Origin of the sequence: Pseudoalteromonas sp. MSK9-3 (assembly GCF_003590335.1) — a bacterium.
In the GTDB taxonomy this organism is placed as follows: domain Bacteria; phylum Pseudomonadota; class Gammaproteobacteria; order Enterobacterales; family Alteromonadaceae; genus Pseudoalteromonas.
Genome location: NZ_MIET01000014.1, coordinates 37,055 through 53,853, shown reverse-complemented (window position 1 = coordinate 53,853; position 16,799 = coordinate 37,055). Strand labels below are relative to the sequence as shown.

General features: G+C 39.9%; 16 protein-coding genes. 8 read left to right on the top strand and 8 right to left on the bottom strand.

Annotated features, from left to right (window positions below; translation table 11 throughout):
- Positions 1-57: 57 nt before the first annotated feature.
- The 4 genes from bioD to bioB are packed head-to-tail and all read right to left on the bottom strand — an operon-like array spanning position 58 to position 3,687.
- Complete coding sequence (gene bioD / locus BGP78_RS06205) at positions 58-741, bottom strand: dethiobiotin synthase (RefSeq protein WP_119860595.1); 684 nt, start codon at positions 739-741, stop codon at positions 58-60.
- Positions 738-1,520: a methyltransferase domain-containing protein gene (locus BGP78_RS06200; RefSeq protein WP_119860594.1), complete on the bottom strand. Its 783-nt coding sequence runs from the start codon at positions 1,518-1,520 to the stop codon at positions 738-740. Before BGP78_RS06200 ends, bioD begins: the two co-directional genes overlap by 4 nt.
- A complete protein-coding gene (locus BGP78_RS06195; RefSeq protein ID WP_119860593.1) occupies positions 1,517-2,650 on the bottom strand; it encodes an 8-amino-7-oxononanoate synthase in 1,134 nt (377 codons plus the stop codon). Before BGP78_RS06195 ends, BGP78_RS06200 begins: the two co-directional genes overlap by 4 nt.
- Positions 2,650-3,687, bottom strand: a complete 1,038-nt coding sequence (bioB, locus tag BGP78_RS06190; protein ID WP_404936036.1) for a biotin synthase BioB — start codon at positions 3,685-3,687, stop codon at positions 2,650-2,652. The genes BGP78_RS06195 and bioB overlap by 1 nt, the downstream gene beginning before the upstream one ends.
- A 122-nt stretch (positions 3,688-3,809) precedes the next feature.
- On the opposite strand from bioB, the gene bioA reads away from it, so the two are divergent.
- Positions 3,810-5,099: an adenosylmethionine--8-amino-7-oxononanoate transaminase gene (bioA, locus tag BGP78_RS06185; RefSeq protein ID WP_119860591.1), complete on the top strand. Its 1,290-nt coding sequence runs from the start codon at positions 3,810-3,812 to the stop codon at positions 5,097-5,099.
- Positions 5,100-5,250: 151 nt separating this feature from the next.
- Complete coding sequence (locus BGP78_RS06180; RefSeq protein ID WP_119860590.1) at positions 5,251-6,588, top strand: KamA family radical SAM protein; 1,338 nt, start codon at positions 5,251-5,253, stop codon at positions 6,586-6,588.
- Positions 6,589-6,667: 79 nt separating this feature from the next.
- Here the strand turns inward: BGP78_RS06180 and BGP78_RS06175 are convergent, their stop codons facing one another.
- Positions 6,668-7,105, bottom strand: a complete 438-nt coding sequence (locus tag BGP78_RS06175; RefSeq protein WP_119860589.1) for a GNAT family N-acetyltransferase — start codon at positions 7,103-7,105, stop codon at positions 6,668-6,670.
- A 614-nt stretch (positions 7,106-7,719) separates the two neighbouring features.
- On the opposite strand from BGP78_RS06175, the gene BGP78_RS06170 reads away from it, so the two are divergent.
- The 3 genes from BGP78_RS06170 (at position 7,720) to BGP78_RS06160 (ending at position 12,288) form a co-directional block, all read left to right on the top strand.
- Complete coding sequence (locus BGP78_RS06170) at positions 7,720-8,226, top strand: hypothetical protein (protein ID WP_010362972.1); 507 nt, start codon at positions 7,720-7,722, stop codon at positions 8,224-8,226.
- A gap of 114 nt (positions 8,227-8,340) precedes the next feature.
- Positions 8,341-9,105: a hypothetical protein gene (locus BGP78_RS06165; RefSeq protein ID WP_119860588.1), complete on the top strand. Its 765-nt coding sequence runs from the start codon at positions 8,341-8,343 to the stop codon at positions 9,103-9,105.
- A 138-nt stretch (positions 9,106-9,243) separates the two neighbouring features.
- Entirely contained in the window at positions 9,244-12,288 is a 3,045-nt protein-coding gene (locus tag BGP78_RS06160) for a hypothetical protein (RefSeq protein ID WP_259386187.1), read from the top strand.
- Here the strand turns inward: BGP78_RS06160 and BGP78_RS06155 are convergent.
- Complete coding sequence (locus BGP78_RS06155) at positions 12,272-12,616, bottom strand: hypothetical protein (protein WP_147386062.1); 345 nt, start codon at positions 12,614-12,616, stop codon at positions 12,272-12,274. The genes BGP78_RS06160 and BGP78_RS06155 overlap by 17 nt on opposite strands.
- Positions 12,617-12,803: 187 nt before the next feature.
- Positions 12,804-13,595 (bottom strand): hypothetical protein, encoded by a 792-nt coding sequence (locus BGP78_RS06150; RefSeq protein ID WP_119860585.1) that lies wholly within the window; start codon positions 13,593-13,595, stop codon positions 12,804-12,806.
- Between the two features lie 730 nt (positions 13,596-14,325).
- Between BGP78_RS06150 and BGP78_RS06145 the strand changes: the two genes are divergently transcribed.
- The 3 genes from BGP78_RS06145 (at position 14,326) to BGP78_RS06135 (ending at position 16,109) form a co-directional block, all read left to right on the top strand.
- The gene (locus BGP78_RS06145; protein ID WP_119860584.1) at positions 14,326-14,679 is read left to right on the top strand and encodes a hypothetical protein; all 354 of its coding nucleotides are present in this window, start codon (positions 14,326-14,328) and stop codon (positions 14,677-14,679) included.
- 183 nt (positions 14,680-14,862) lie between these two features.
- Positions 14,863-15,123 (top strand): methylated-DNA--[protein]-cysteine S-methyltransferase, encoded by a 261-nt coding sequence (locus BGP78_RS06140; RefSeq protein ID WP_259386186.1) that lies wholly within the window; start codon positions 14,863-14,865, stop codon positions 15,121-15,123.
- 200 nt (positions 15,124-15,323) lie between these two features.
- Positions 15,324-16,109, top strand: a complete 786-nt coding sequence (locus BGP78_RS06135) for a DUF1963 domain-containing protein (protein ID WP_119860582.1) — start codon at positions 15,324-15,326, stop codon at positions 16,107-16,109.
- Positions 16,110-16,198: 89 nt separating this feature from the next.
- Here the strand turns inward: BGP78_RS06135 and BGP78_RS06130 are convergent, their stop codons facing one another.
- Complete coding sequence (locus tag BGP78_RS06130) at positions 16,199-16,633, bottom strand: AAA family ATPase (RefSeq protein ID WP_119860581.1); 435 nt, start codon at positions 16,631-16,633, stop codon at positions 16,199-16,201.
- Positions 16,634-16,799 lie beyond the last annotated feature (166 nt).

Below are 16,799 nucleotides of genomic sequence, written 5' to 3'. Positions count from 1 at the left end.
CTCCGACATGTAGCAAGCAAAGCCAAAGTAAACGGAACACTTTGGCTTTTTATAGTTTTACAGTTTTATCCCGAACAGATCAGTTAACGCTGCATGAATTTGCAGTTTAGGTGTGTCTTCGGTGTAAGGTGCAACAGCCAGTAATGGCGCATCGATGCGCTGTCTGAGCGTCGCTAAATTCTCATCAAACTCCGCCATATCTTTGTCAATTTGATTAGCGACCCAGCCAACACACTTCACCCCTTGCATTTTTAAAACTTGCATCGTTAATAATGCATGATTTAAACAGCCTAATTTCATTCCCACGACCAATATAACGGGCAATTGCTCCGTCTGAACCCAATCATACATATATTGAGTGTCGTTAATAGGCAGCGCCCAACCACCCGCACCTTCAACTAATGTAAACTCAGCGCCTAGTTCAGCCAATGCATGATAATGATGCTGTAATTGTTCTACCGTCACTTCAATACCAGCCCTTTTAGCCGCAATATGAGGCGCTATCGGTGGTTCAAAGCAAAATGGATTAACTTGCTCATACTTGGCGTGAGTCGATGCACATTCCATCAAACTCAAAGCATCGTCATTTACTAACTGACCAAACGCTTCTTCTGCGCCTGCTGCTATAGGCTTAAAACCGATGGCTTGGCGTTTGTGTTTAGCCAAAAATTTTAGCAATAACGACGTGACATACGTTTTGCCAACTTCAGTATCAGTACCTGTTATAAAAAATGCACTCATCGTTTCCTTAACTCCATTAATGCAACCTGATAAGTAACGGGTGCACAACTGTCTGTTACAGGGTAATTATTAAGAACTTTAGTGTAAGCAGTTTTGCCCATCAGTCCTTTTTTAGCACGCCCAGTTTGCAATTGGTTTGCCCCAATTTGCTTTATCGACTTTATCGCAGCTTTCGCATCTGGGTATTCGTCAACTAAACAGGCCTGTTTAGTAGCTCGTACCTCAAAGCCTGCATGTATCGCATGCGCTTTTAATGCCGATAAGGCTAAGAACTGATTAACATGCGCTCTGCCATCAAGCGCTTGCCATGCCGTATTTATCTCATATAGTGATCCAGCTAACACCGACGACAACACAACTTGTCCATTCGGTTTACATAACCTCGCTAACTCAACAAATAGTTTAGCGGGATCCTGGCTCCATTGAATGGCAAAGTTTGAGAAAATAACGTCAAATACCTGTGATTGGAACGGTAAACTGTCCATATCAGCACATATGCGATGATCACCCACCTCTCCTTGCATGAGCATTGAGTGGCTTAAATCCATATTAACGATAGAGTCAGCATAGTGCGCTAATGTCTGCTGGTGTAAAAGTGGCCCAGACCCTAAATCAAGTAAACTCTTGTTACCAGTACGCAGCATACTGAATAACAACTGCGCTGTCTTGGCTTGCACTTTAGCATATTGACCATACTGGCCCGACGCCTTAGAGAAACACTGGGCTGTATGTTGCTTCACGCTGTTATTAAATTCATTATTTACAGACAAGATAGTCATAATACGTCACTTAAACTGTTGACCAAATGCTCTATATCTTCAGCCTGATGAGCCGCCGTGATCGTCACTCTTAAACGCGCAGTATTATGAGGCACAGTAGGCGGTCTTATCGCAGTTAACCATATATTGCGTGACTTAAGTGCCATCTGCGCTTGCAATGCATTTTCTGAGGAGCCTAAAACAACCGGTTGTATCGGCGTGTTTGATGCCAATACAGGTATGCTTTTTTTTGCACACAGTGTTTTGAACAACATAATATTTGATTGCAAAGCATGACGTTGTGCGTCTGCATTGATGAGCCTATCAAGTTGTGTCAATGCGCTCTTTGCCATCAAAGGCGATAGCGCCGTTGAATATGTGTACTCTCTGCTAGTTTGCAATAGATAGTCAACAATGTCTTGGCGAGCGAGTATCGCTGCGCCTTGACTTGCCATCGCTTTACCAAATGTGATCACCAGTATGTCAGGCTTATTCGCACTTGCGGCGCTCCCGAGCCCCTGCTCACCAACCACACCAAATGCATGCGCATCGTCAATCATTAGCCACGCATTGTGTTGCGTTTTTAGCGCACTTAATTGCTCTATGGGGGCAGTGTCTCCATCCATTGAGAACACACCTTCACTCACTATGAGCTTGTTTGTGGCATGACTCTTTTCTAATCGAGCGCGTAAATGATTCATATCATTATGATTAAAGCGTATATGTTTCGCATCACTTTGCAAAGCACCATCAATTAAACTCGCATGGTTTAATTTATCTTGAAAGATGGCGCTGTCTTTTACGGTATTTTTATCATTAAATAAGGATTTAAGCACACTACTGTTGGCACTAAACCCGCTGCTGAAAAGTAATGCAGCATCATAGCCCAACACTTCACATAGCTTTGTTTCTAACTGTTTATGAATCGCTAAATAACCCGTCACTAACGATGAACTGCGACTACCTGACTCACCACTTGCTGCAAGTGCACAGTCACCTAAGCCCAAGTAATCGTTACTGGCAAAGTTAATATACTGCTTTGAGTTAACAACGATATGCCGTGCATTCGCGTCTTCAACACAAATACGTGTTCTGAGCAACGACGCATCTCGTCGTTGCTGAACACTGTGTTTAATAAAATCAAACGCCATTAATTTGCTTCGTAAAATAGCTCTGATGTGGCTTTATCTGCAATAGCCGATGATAGAGAGGCTTCATATGCTTCATCTGAATAGTCATGGCGTTCTTCAGGTTTCATGCCGAGCTTCTTCAGCAAATTCATATCAGCATCTGCTTCTGGGTTTTCTGTAGTGAGTAGCTTATCGCCATAAAAAATAGAGTTTGCACCTGCAAAGAAACACATAGACTGCATCTGCTCGTTCATTGCGGTACGACCCGCCGATAAACGCACATAACTGTATGGCATCATGATCCGCGCAACAGCAATAGTACGAATAAACTCGAAGTGATCTAAATCTTCAACATCTTCTAACGGTGTACCTTTTACTTTAACTAACATATTAATTGGTACACTTTCCGGTTGCTGTTCAAGATTTGCTAACTGGATCAATAAACCAAAGCGGTCAGATGCTTGCTCACCCATACCAACAATACCGCCTGAACACACTTTCATTCCAGCATCACGCACATGATCAATCGTGTCTAGTCTATCTTGATAAGTACGAGTGGTAATTATTTGTTGGTAATATTCTGGCGATGTATCTAAGTTATGGTTGTAATAATCAAGACCAGCCTCTCTTAACGAGTGTGCTTTATCATTATCTAGCATACCCAATGTCATGCAGGTCTCTAAGCCAAGCTCTTTAACTTCTTTTACCATTTTTTCGATGTACGGCATGTCACGGTCTTTGGGGTCTGACCATGCTGCGCCCATACAGAAACGCGTCGCACCTTTATTTTTTGCCAAGCGTGCTTGTTCAACCACTTTTTCAACTTCCATCAAACGTTCACGCTCAAGATCCGTTTTATAATGCCCCGATTGCGGGCAATACTTACAATCCTCTGGACACGCACCAGTTTTAATTGAAAGCAGTGTTGAAATTTGTACTTCATTGGGATTAAAGTTTTCGCGGTGAATACTCGCAGCTCGGAACAGTAAATCATTAAACGGCATTTCAAATAATGCTTTTACTTCCTTATGTGTCCAATCGTGACGAACTGTGATCATAATAATTCTCTTTATTCTTGTTACAAGTGTCTAAATAACGTGCACTTAGCTTGACGGTGATTGGCTTAGTCTACGCAGTGGCGTAGTATTGTCAACGACAAAGCAATCAGCAAGGTTTACAAGTGAGCAAAAATAACACAATAGATTTGGATTTTGATAAAAACCATATTTGGCACCCGTATACATCTATGATCGATCCTCTTCCGGTATACCCTGTTAGCCATACACTCGGTCCTCACCTTTACTTAGAAAGTGGTGAACAACTGATCGATGGTATGGCCTCTTGGTGGAGTGCCATTCACGGCTATAATCACCCTAAGCTGGTAAATGCAATCACAGAGCAAGCAACCACCATGAGCCATGTGATGTTTGGTGGAATTACCCATGCTCCTGCCGTAACACTGTGTAAAAAGCTTGTCGAGATCACCCCTGACCCCCTGCAAAAAGTATTTTTAGCCGACAGTGGTTCCGTCAGTGTTGAAGTCGCGATAAAAATGGCCCTGCAATATTGGATCAGTCAAGGCCAACATACTAAAAGCAAACTGATGACTGCTAAAAAAGGGTACCATGGCGATACCTTCGCTGCGATGAGTGTATGCGACCCAGTTAACTCTATGCATAGTATGTATCAAGGCTTTTTACCTGAGCATATTTTTGTTCCAGCGCCGAGTGCATCTATTTCGGGTGCTGTAAACCAGCAAGAACTACTCGAATTAGAGCAGGCTTTTAAGCAATACCATCATGAAGTAGCAGCTTTCATAATAGAGCCCATCCTACAAAATGCAGGGGGGATGAATTTTTACCATCCCGCTTATTTAGCAAAACTAAGAGCATTGTGCGATGAATATAATGTGCTCCTCATCTTAGATGAAATTGCCACTGGATTCGGCCGTACAGGCAAACTATTTGCTTGTGAACATGCCAATATTAGCCCTGATATTTTATGTATTGGTAAGGCGCTTACTGGCGGAATGATGACGCTTTCTGCAACATTAACGACCGACAATATTGCATTCGAAATAAGTAAAGGCAGTGCAGGAGTATTAATGCATGGACCAACCTTTATGGGTAATCCATTAGCCTGCGCTGTTGCATCTGCCAGCATAGAACTATTATTTGAAAATGACTGGCAGGCACAGGTGGCCCGCATTAGCAAAACCATGCAAGCCTTAACCCAGTGTATGCAGTTAGATGACGTTCAGGATGTTCGTATTCTTGGTGCGATAGGTGTTGTAGAGGTAAATCGCACCATTGATGTGGCTAAAATTCAAAAATTCTTTATTAGCCAAGGGCTTTGGATCAGACCGTTTGGTAAGCTGATTTATATCATGCCCCCGTATACTACCTCTGACCAACATATTACCGCCTTATGCACTGGTATTTACGCGGCAATCGCGCAACAACAGTACTAACAGGCTATGCTATGGGTTAGGGCTATTAATACTGACACCTAACAGGTCTTAAATCGAAATTATTGCAAATATTCGTATTCAAACTGAACTTTGTTCCTAAACCTGATAGACTACGCCCTTTTTTAATCTAGCAAGCCAAAAAAGGGCAAATATGCAACAAACCGTCAAATTGCAGCCAGTCGAAGCGTATAAAGCGCCTCGATTCACCGTTTATCAACATCGTCAAATTGACAAGATTGAACAACTGGACAAACTACCTGAGCACCTTCGTTTTGAAATGAAGGTTGTCGCTAATGTCTTCCCATTTAGGGTAAACAATTTTGTTATTGAAGAATTGATTGATTGGGACAAAGTCCCTAACGATCCTGTTTTTCAGCTTACTTTTCCTCAAAGAGGTATGCTTGATGATGAATCGTATGATGAGATGGCCGCTTTACTGCAACGTGAGCATACCCCTGAAGATGTATTCAAATTAGCAACAGAGCTTCGCCAGAAATTTAATGCGCACCCTGCTGGCCAAATGGAAAAAAATGTTCCTGAATACGAAGGCGAGCGCGTTGACGGTATTCAGCATAAATATAAAGAAACCGTGTTGTTCTTCCCTTCACAAGGTCAATACTGTCACTCATATTGCACGTTCTGTTTCCGTTGGGCGCAGTTTGTTGGCAAAGCAACACGCTTTAATAACAATGATGAAGACTTACTTCATAACTACCTGGCTGAGCACACTGAGGTCACTGACTTACTTATGACCGGTGGCGATCCTATGGTAATGCGTACTGTTAAGCTACGTAAATACCTAGAGGCATTAAAAGAGCCACGCTTCGATCACATTCGCACCATTCGGATCGGGACTAAATCTCTGACATTCTGGCCATTCCGTTATGTTACAGACCCTGATGCACAAGAATTACTCGTGCTATTAAAAGAGTTGGTAGATGCCGGTAAGCATGTTTCTATTATGGCTCATATCAACCATAAGCAAGAGCTACGTACCGAAGTAACCAAAGAAGCGATTCGCTTAATTCGTCAAACGGGCGCTCAGATCAGAACACAGGCCCCTCTGCTTAACAACATCAATACCGACCCTAAAATGTGGTCAGAAATGTGGAAAGAGCAAACACAAATGGGCATGATCCCGTATTACATGTTCATTGAACGTGATACCGGTGCTAAGCGTTATTTTGAGTTACCACTATATAAGAATTGGGAAATTTTCCGCGAGGCTTATAAAGAAGTATCAGGCGTAAGCCGAACGGTACGTGGCCCTTCAATGAGCGCAGGCCCTGGTAAAGTTGAAGTGTCTGGCGTGAGTGAAATAAATGGCGAAAAAGTGTTTGTACTGCGCTTCATTCAAGCTCGAAACCCAGATTGGGTTCAGCGACCATTCTTTGCTAAATATGATGAAAAAGCCACTTGGCTTGATGGGTTAGTCCCTGCTTTTGGGGAAGAAAAATTCTTCTGGCAAGACGAATACGACGCGATGTAAACACGCTGTTTTAAGACGTGATTAAACTATTAAGTGACCTCATTACGTAGGTCACTTTACTCTGTCAATAAACATAGAATTAAGCAGGTTTTATAACAAAGCCTTTTTCTATCCCACCTTTAAACCCAACCGACTCATAAACCCGATGTGCTGATGTGAGTGCTTCTCCAGATAACACCATCACTTTTGCACAATCATGTTGCCATGCAAGTTTGAGTGCATACTCAAGTACTTTGCGACTTAACCCTTGTTTACGAAAATTCTGGCTGGTAACAACATGTTCGATGATCCCAAAAGGTCGTGCCCCATTTGCAATACTGCGGTTTAAACCAAGCGCACAGGTCGATGCTAATTCGCCATCACGCTCTGCAACCACAAGAAGCATGCTCGGATCATCAAGTAATTCACCCCATTTTGCTTTTGCAAAGTGCGCTTCAAGCTCCACATCGTGTGGCCGTAGTTCTTTATAGAGCGCTAGCACCCCCTTTAGATCTTCTCTTATCGCCAATCTTATCATTCTCACTCCTTGTGGTAATTCTGTTCGCAATATGCAGTAATACTATCAATAATTATATGTCTCCAAAAGATTAACACCGCAATTTAATAGTGAACACATTCGCTGTTGTTGCTCCGCTCCACCGAGTTTAAATCGCACTTTCCCTTCCCCCTTAATCGTAGATACAAACAGGACATCTATTTACACCCGAATTCGCGTACTCCAATACGATTAGAAATTATTTATTATTGCTATATATAATTAGATGCTAATTGCTAAATATCGATCTTTCCATCTACAACTAATTGATTAATTTCAATGAAAGTACATCATAAAGAATAAAAGCGGTGCTGATTGTAAAATTTTTATCGAATTGAGATACTAATTTTTAATTACATTTACAATTATTAGAATACATACAAAACAGCAACTTAAGATTAAAGTACGAGTTAAACCCCGCGCATTGTTACAAAATTATTTCAAAAACAAACTTAATGTAAAAATAAAATATTTTGATCTGCATCAAGTTATGGTTAAATTACACCTTAAGGACTCAAAAACTTATTCTTTTAATGGCAATAAGTTTACTACACGGATGTGAACATTAAAGAGCAACAATAATTGTGGTAAACAATATGAATAAAAAAATACTTGTATCAGCAGTACTCGCGCTTTCATCAACAACGCTATTTGCATCAAACCAAACATTTCAAGCCAGTATAAACGGTTGGAGTGAACCTACTTTTGCAGAAACAAATGCGCTGCATTTTGGTAAGATCCGTCTTGCTTCTGGCTCAACATGTACCATGGATAATGCGGGTGCAGTAACAGGTGACTGTGATGCATCAGATGCAAACATTCAACTCGGTGGGATCACTGTATCAGGTCTTGCACCTAACTCAGCAATGAATATCACGGTATCGGGCAGTTCAAGTGCTAATTTAACATTCGCACCTGCCACAACCGCAACAGATGGTACATCGACAGAAACAACGGCAAACGGTGTTGCAACAGCTTTCACAACAGATGGCTCTGCATCTGACATAACAATTAACGTATACGGTCAAATGTCAGTAGACACCGCGCTAACTGCAGGTGCCGACTACAGCGTTGATTATACTGTCGATGTGTCATTTCAATAAATAGTCCGCATTAACTTTATAAGTTAGATGTTTAGCTAACTAAGTAAAGTACATTTGGTGGAGTATCGCTCCACCTTATCTTATTCTCATTTATTCGAGTCGGTAAGCTGTATCATGATCCGAAAAAACATCACCAAGCTGTGGCTTTTTGTTCTTGTCTTTTTTTCACATAACGTATTCGCCAATTTAGCGCTGTCTGAATATCGATTATATTTTGACAATCAAACTAAAAATAATGCCCTGATGATCCGTAACACATCAGATAAACGCCTTGATTTTAAACTCATGCTAACCCACAAAGACATGACAGAAGATGGCGCATTAATAGATGTCCCTTTATCTGAAGTAGCTGAGCGCTCTGCAAAAAGTATGCTGCGTTTTTCGCCGCGCAGAGGCACCATCGCACCAAAGCAAATGCAAGCAATACGTATGACCGTTCGTAAAAAGGCAGATTTACCTCACGGTGAATATCGTGCTGTTTTACGTATTATCGCATCCGAGTCGTCTGAACCATCAGCCACAGGGATCAGTATAAAACCTAAGGTTGCTTACAGTGTCCCTGTTATTGTAAGACATGGTCGTTTAACTGCAGACTCAACATTAGTGAACCCACAATTTGTCACTCAAAATGGCCGATCAACTGTGATGCTGTGGCAAACATTGTCTGGTGATAGGTCTCTATATGGCAACTTTACGGTATTAAACGAGAGTGAACAGGTCGTAGGCGAAGTGCGTAACGTCGGCGTATATACCCCGCTTTCTCGTAGAAAAGTATTTATTCCGTTGTACGCACCGGTTCAGGGTCCAGTTACAATACACTACCAAGAAAGCACACAATATGGTGGTAACATCGAACTAGAAGTCCCTATGCAACTTTAGTTATAAGCATAGTTCCCGCGCGTTTTTAGCATGCGTCTGCTTTTGGTTATTGGTATTTTGTTTTGTAGCTTTGCTGCTTTGGCTCAAACAAAATCCTTAAATCCACTCGTTCAATGGCCTCTCAATGAGGAGGCTTTTGTGATCGTCAATGTCAAACTAAATGGCCGCTCTATTACATCTGATATGGAAGCGTACTATACCGAAAACAAACGCTTACTCATGCCTGTAAGCTTACTTAATAATACGCTCGATATTACCATTGACATTAATGACGGGGTTTTGCTCGCTCATTTAACACAACAAGAAGAAACCTATTCCACCACATTATTAATGGATACACCGCAGCAGTCCACCAGCTGGTTATGGGTGAAAGATGACTTTGATCATTATATCGACCTCGCGCTCTTAAATGAGATATTAGGTACAAAATCAAAGTTTAACTACTCTCTTATGCAGGTGTCGTTTTCCACTACACTGGTTGACGTCACTCAATCAAATATGCGCACACAATTAAATGGCTCTCATCAAACAACAGTACAATTTGATCATAGCCTTAATGACCAATATCAAACTTTTACGTATCCGGTTACTGAGTACGATATAACGACGCAATATAACGCTCGCCAAAACAAATTGAAAAGTGCTGTACGGCTCAATAGCTACTTCGATCTGATGGATCATCAAGCGCAATGGCGGTTGAATCAAAATAACAACCAAACACACAATTTCTTCAAGTTAAGCAAGCACGTTGATTTACTATCAAATGACACATCTTTAACCAGCCCTAATTATGAATTAGGCGATATTCAAGCCCGTCAAGATCCATTGGTAATGGTTGCAACACAAGGTCGTGGGTTCACCCTTTCTAATGCAAATCCACAGTCATCTGATAGCTTTTCTTCCATTACAATCGAGGAGCCAACACTGCCAGGCTGGATTGGTGAACTGTATCGTAATGGCCAATATATTAGCGCTTCTGAAGCTAAAAATGAAAATGTTGTACGCTTTGATAATGTTGAAACATTTTATGGTAATAACGTGTATGAAATTAAATTATTTGGCCCACAAGGAGAGCAAATAACCCGAGTACAAAAAGTGACTGTCGGTAAAAATGCGCTTGCAGCTGGCCAGATCAACTACCAATTTGACATACTCGATGCCCAGCACAACTTATTTAAAAGCAAGCAATCAAATACACAGCCATTTAAAACCATGCTTGCTTCAGGCCTATCTTATGGGCTTACAGATACATTAACCATTGACACACATCTCACCTTGCTAAATAGCGAAAAACTTGTCCCTTATTTTCGCTCTGGCGTTAACGGTATCACGACACAAGGCAGCTACAAATTAGCCATTGCAAAACAAGTTGACGCAGGCCAAGCTATGTTTGCAGGCTATCGCGGGGTGATCAGTCAATGGACTGACCACGACATCAGCCTTAACCTAGAAACCAGCATCATTGATGATTTCACCAGCGGCGTCTTTCTTGATCAAGCTCATCCCCTAAAAAGTCGCTTTTCTTTGGCAATGAACAGTAAATTAGCCAATACCGATAATATTAGTTGGGATCTGCGGTGGCTACACGAACACAGAAAGCATACAGCGTCACGTAACATTACATCCGTCGGGTTTAATAGCAGTTACTTAGGCGGGACCTGGTCTAATCAATTTCAATATGATGATTCTCAAGATTCGCTTTTAAATAGGATCTACTGGTCGCAAGATATTGCACGCTGGCGTTGGACCAATGCAATAGATTGGCTCCCTCTAGAAAGTGGCGCATTAAAAAACATTCGTAGTACGCTGCGCTGGCCGCAAACACATAATAGCTTTAACCAAACACAGTTATCTTACAACCCGAACGCCAAGGCAAAAATGCTGCTAGGTCATCAATATACCTATCGCCACCCTTATTTCAATATGAGCTTATCAGGACAATATGACAGCCAAGACGATTGGCGATTATCTTTTGGGTTAAGCGGAACATTCAGCTTTGATTATGTTGACCAAGCCCTGACTTTCAATGCGCCCAGAGCACTTAATAGCGGACAACTAGAAGTCCATTCATTTATCGACTGGAATAATAACCAAGTATTTGACTTACATGATGAGCCATTGAATAACACCGCTTTAACTGGAAATTATCGCTGGAAAGGACGTCAAACCAATCAAGCTGGCAAAGTGCTGCTCCCCAGCAGCAGCGGAGGTCAAATACTTGAAATTGATGTTAGGTCTCTGCCTAACCCCTATCTGCACTCAACGCATGGAAAAATAAAAACAATATCACACCGTGGTGGCGTCAGTACCGTCAACTTGCCTGTTACGGTATTTAACGAAGTAGAAGGCACAGTCTATGTGGCAGATGCAGATTTAAGTAAACCCGCCGCTGGCGTGTCTGTATTTCTGCTACAAAATGGTAAAAAACAGCTTGAAACGATTACCCAATACGACGGATATTATTATTTTCCCAATGTGCCTGCTGGTACATATACGGTGCATATAGAGTCAAACCTGCTCAATATTGCGCAGTTTACCGCTCAAAATATACCTGAAAAAATCATTACACCAAAATCAGGTGATACATTAATTTTGCGAGATATAACCCTGACTGCAAACAACACTCATGTCGAAAATTCAAAAAACACATCGCCGCCAAATCCCCTTTCCTCTCACTATTTCGTTCAGCTTGGGGTTTTTAAAAAGTTTAGATCAGCCCTCGTTGTCGCCAAAGAACTTAATGCGCATATAACAAAATTACAATTTTATAGAAATCGGACGCACAACAATTATTATCTGGTATCAGGACCTTATAAAACGCAACCTGACGCGCAGATGATGATCAATACTGTGTATAAGCTGCCATCTTTATTCGGTAGTTTTATGATTGATGCTCGACGTTACCAGTCAAAAGAATGGCAAAAATTAGGGGCGTTTGAAAAAAATAAACATGAAGAAACCTTCTTTTGTCTCTATGCACACACCGCTTTAAAACAACACGCGCAAGCGTCGCTAACAAAGGTAGATAATGCCTTTTTAGTTAAATCAAAGAGCAGACAATACCTTGCACTCTCAGGTCCTCATCTATCGTCAAATGCAAATGAATGTGATGCATTAGCTTTATCTAAAAACCAGCATAGAACTAAGCTGTCTTGGGCTGAACTTGCTACTTTGCTGTACTAATACGATTAAAAATAACCAACGGATCCGTTTTTCTCTTATGACTTGAGTTAGTGCAATGGACTTCGCAAATAGCACCAAATGAATCTAGCTGCCACGTATTATCTGATTTTGAATACAGCATGCAGGCTGATCTCTCTAAATCTTGTTTAATGGCGTTAACCACTTTACAGCTCGAAAACACACCCAATTGAGTAATTTGATGATTGAGGTGTAGTTCCTGTGCTATTACTCCAGCTTGAAAGCTTTGTTTACCTTGTACAGGTGCTAAAAAGTATAAGCTTGCCATCATTAAACCCAAACATAGCAACACTGAAGATTGACGAGACATAGACTGGTTATCCATCATATTGATGGATTAAGTTTAGCGGGTTCTTAGCAACAATAAAGTACCAATAAAGCTCCTTACACCGCCAATGCGAATTCAGTTAACAGATCACTTGCTTCATGCAGTTTTAAATACGCTCATATAAGAAAACACAGCATCGCTGTGTTTTCCTTTATACTAATTTACATATTTACTTATAAATAATGTGATCTTCAATCAGTTCGATGCCCGCGCTATCCGTCAAACTGAATACTTTGACTGCCTTTGTGCGCCCAGCAGCATTTTGGCACTCAACCGTTTGATACACGACAGGTTGTGTATTCTGAGTATTATCTACAGATTTAGTCGCAAAAAATACATTAGAATTAAATTTGCTTGCGCCACCTTGGCCATTAAACAACCCTAAATAGACACCTCTATCTGTTACGGTTTGGCAATATGAATCTGTGCTTTGGTTTTCAACACGAAGTGTGCTTTGTACTTTGTATGCAGAGTGGTAGCTATATGAATTAGTTTGGCGAACAAATTCACTATCAACTTCAGGTTCTACAGTCATGTTCCAATCAATAATTGGCGCTGCTGGTACTTTAGCATGCACATTATACTGCTCGCCATTTTCACCGTCACATGACGCCACTAATCGTTTGTTCACGGCAACATATTCATCTGGGATCAACGCGGTTGCCTGTTTAATACCATAACGGCTATCAACGTCAGTAACATGTGCATGTGCGACAAATGTACCCTCAATTTCTGTATACACGTTCGCATAATTACAGCCATTCGTTCTTGTACTTGAGTGTAAGTATACATTCAGGTTATGCGCAAGTTCACTGGTAATGACAGAACTTGCTATCGGCCCATTAGCATAACGCGTTACACGCTCGTATCCATCAATGTCATATATATTAGTGATAGATGCAAAGCTTGAGGTAGCAGATAAAGCAGCAAACAACGCCACTGTCACATTAGTTTTTTTCATTAAATAATTCCTTGTAAGAATAACAAACTATAGAACTCAAGATATAAATAATATTTATCTTGGTTGATGCGGATACTATTTATTAAAGACAGCGCTGTCAAATACATAAAACTTACAAAAAACACCAAAAAAGAAAAAATTAAACATCAAGTTAACAAATTGCATTCTATGTATCACATTAAATGAAATATCTTTGGCTTGCGCTCTATAGGTCACACAAAACACAACCATCAATAATGATTATTAATTAGATTTAAAGTTATAAAACTCTAGAAATATAGATATACAATGCAAACTAAAGAGGCATATTAAAGTTAAGTGAAAATTTAATGTGTTAAAACCATGAAAATGAGTAATCTCCTGTAACCTGCTAAGCAAGGTTACTGCCAATGTAAAACCATAAATGAGTAAATTTAGGGTAGATAAAACCTGAATCAACTCACCATTTTATCTATTAACACCACTTTATTTGTTATAAATATAGAAACAAAGAAAAACACTATAAATTATAAAATAATTTATAAAAATTCTTTTTATGAACGTACCAAACCCTAATTTTGATAGATTTATCTAATGCGAATAACAAAAGTTGATAATAAAAAACGATTTCCAAAATGTGATAGCTAGCAGTAACTAAATTTATAATTAACGTTTTCTTACCTACCCAGAATTCGCGGTTATGGCATATATTTGCCAATTCTCTTTACACAAAAGATCGATAGGTTATGGTATGGAAAAGCAAATGAGAGAGCATATTACCTTGGCTAATATAGGACATGTTAAATATATAAAAACCCACACATCGGGAAAGTTAAACGCTGTTTGGGTTCATAATAATTATGGGCAAGGTACAGGAATAGCAGTTTCACAAACAGCCAGTTCTGAGTTTGAAGGAACATATAAAGTAACCTATTTTGACATGCACGGACTAGAAGTCGCACACCTTGACCTAAAAATAATAAAAAGTGGTGATGTATTTCACCTTACTTGGTTAAAAAACAATGCAATTACCAGCCTTGGGGTAGGTATGATCCATGGAAATGCGCTCTGTGTAGGATACTGTGATACCAACCTCCCCTCATAACATCAGCCTTTTAACTAACAGGTCTCCAATGATGTGTTATAAAACTGAAACACATCATATCTCACGATTAAGAGTAAATTAGATGGAAAAATACATATTCACTATTTTAAACACCCGTACGCGGAATTTATCCTTGGGTCACATAATTCAAAAATTTGCATGTGCGACTTCAAATTCAGAAAAATGCGAAAAGCAATTGATAAACACACTCAAGCATCACTCGACGCGCAGTTTGTAGAAAAAAGCGATGATTCAAAATTAGCTCAACAACTCCCAAACACTTGCTATATAAACAGTATCGCTAAGGCCAATGTTGATAACGCATTGGCTATCATCGTACCTTGTCACCGTATCATTGACCCAGCGGGCAGTATTATTGGGTATGGGGGTGGTCTAGAACTCAAAAAGCGCCTGCTTGAGTTAGAAAATAATCTATTGGGCTAACTGTTATTTCGTTAACAAAAATAGTGGCCCTATTGACTGGATAAAAGCGACGTTCAAGAAATAAACCAACTACAGCCACCCCATGTTATTAACTAAAAAATTCTCAACTTGTGCCGTCTAATAAATACATTATGTTATAATATAGAATATATAGTTATATATAACCACTCTATTTTCAGGCACCTTAAAGGAATATATCAATGAATTTATCTGACTTACTTTCAGCGTATGAATGCGAGTTCAATCAAATTAAGAAGCAAGCAATTCGTATCGAAATGATATCTCGTGATTGTCATTTGAAAGAGGATACTTTAGACCTTCTTACATCTAAGTTTTGCGGTAAACCTTTTATCCCAAATAGTCTTGCCTATCCAATTGGTAAGTACAATAAAAAGCCTATGTACCTTATTGCACAGATTAATTTTAGCGAACTCCCTGAACTTGACGGGCTCCCAACAATGGGGCTGCTACAAATTTTTAGTGAAAGTGATGACTGTACGATTTATGAATCTGCAGTGATTCAATTTATTTCTGCACAGCAAATGCAAGAAGCCCCCATATCTGACTTTTCTTTTATTGAAGAGATCGCTCAAGATGAGTACTTAGCAACGCCAACACATCAACTGCGATTCAAAACACAAAATGACTTTGGTAACTCAATCAACAACACCACTATTAATGTACCAGAGTGTGACACAGTGTCTGATCTATTAGACAAGATCCAAAACGAACATAAAATGACCGACCGTGACTTTGAAGAAGTGATTGAGAAGTTCGACAGTTTATCTTCCTACAGTAAAATCGGCGGATATTCAGTTGCTGTGCAAGACCCATTTGAGGAAGACGAAATGATGTTAGTGCTGCAACTTGATTACTTGAATATAGAAAATGCGGTTGGTGATGGATCACTGTATGTACATGTCCCTAAACAAGATCTCTTATTATCAGACTTTAGTAACGCAGAAGTAGTTTATGAATGCACCTAGACACCTTAGATTAATAAGGTAATACGAGATTATTGCAGTAAAAAGCCAGCACATGCGTGTCGGCTTTTTAAACATTTATTTAAGTACAGCTACCACTCAAACATGTATGCCATTTTACTAATTGTTTTTAGCGCAACACCATGTGTATTGCGTTTAGCATAAAGGTGTTGCAATGATTTATCTTTCACTTCACCCACTATCACTTCTTTAACTTGATAACCCATTGCGGTTGCTGCTGTGGTATATGCAACAAATTCCCATTTACGAATATTGGTGTTATCAACAATAATTAAAGGGATCCCTTCCGCCAATGCGTTAATAAACCGGGCTAGGTTTAAATTATGATATTGTGGTAATTTGAATTTTTGAAAGTGATATTCACCGTCTTCATTATAAAAATAGTCATCGGTCGAACAGATAAAAAACTGGCTTTCGTCACCTGCAACCATCTCATCAGACAAAGATTCAGCATAATGGCTTTTGCCGCTTCCCGGCAAACCCCGAAGGATAAAAACTTGTTTCATCGACAATTGTTATTACCTACGCTCATGAGCAAATAAAGTGAGTATTATTGTCAGCATAATGCCATAAATTTTATCAATAATCATGAACTATAGCTGTACGGCAAATTAAATTAAGCATCACTGAACAAAATACACACAAACACATCTTTGTGACTCGTTAATTTCA

Coding starts and splice junctions, on each gene's coding strand:
- bioD (WP_119860595.1), bottom strand. CDS start 741: ATGAGTGCATTTTTTATAACAGGTACTGATACTGAAGTTGGCAAAACG.
- BGP78_RS06200 (WP_119860594.1), bottom strand. CDS start 1,520: ATGACTATCTTGTCTGTAAATAATGAATTTAATAACAGCGTGAAGCAA.
- BGP78_RS06195 (WP_119860593.1), bottom strand. CDS start 2,650: ATGGCGTTTGATTTTATTAAACACAGTGTTCAGCAACGACGAGATGCG.
- bioB (WP_404936036.1), bottom strand. CDS start 3,687: ATGATCACAGTTCGTCACGATTGGACACATAAGGAAGTAAAAGCATTA.
- BGP78_RS06180 (WP_119860590.1), top strand. CDS start 5,251: ATGCAACAAACCGTCAAATTGCAGCCAGTCGAAGCGTATAAAGCGCCT.
- BGP78_RS06175 (WP_119860589.1), bottom strand. CDS start 7,105: ATGATAAGATTGGCGATAAGAGAAGATCTAAAGGGGGTGCTAGCGCTC.
- BGP78_RS06170 (WP_010362972.1), top strand. CDS start 7,720: ATGAATAAAAAAATACTTGTATCAGCAGTACTCGCGCTTTCATCAACA.
- BGP78_RS06165 (WP_119860588.1), top strand. CDS start 8,341: ATGATCCGAAAAAACATCACCAAGCTGTGGCTTTTTGTTCTTGTCTTT.
- BGP78_RS06155 (WP_147386062.1), bottom strand. CDS start 12,616: ATGTCTCGTCAATCTTCAGTGTTGCTATGTTTGGGTTTAATGATGGCA.
- BGP78_RS06150 (WP_119860585.1), bottom strand. CDS start 13,595: ATGAAAAAAACTAATGTGACAGTGGCGTTGTTTGCTGCTTTATCTGCT.
- BGP78_RS06145 (WP_119860584.1), top strand. CDS start 14,326: ATGGAAAAGCAAATGAGAGAGCATATTACCTTGGCTAATATAGGACAT.
- BGP78_RS06140 (WP_259386186.1), top strand. CDS start 14,863: ATGCGAAAAGCAATTGATAAACACACTCAAGCATCACTCGACGCGCAG.
- BGP78_RS06135 (WP_119860582.1), top strand. CDS start 15,324: ATGAATTTATCTGACTTACTTTCAGCGTATGAATGCGAGTTCAATCAA.
- BGP78_RS06130 (WP_119860581.1), bottom strand. CDS start 16,633: ATGAAACAAGTTTTTATCCTTCGGGGTTTGCCGGGAAGCGGCAAAAGC.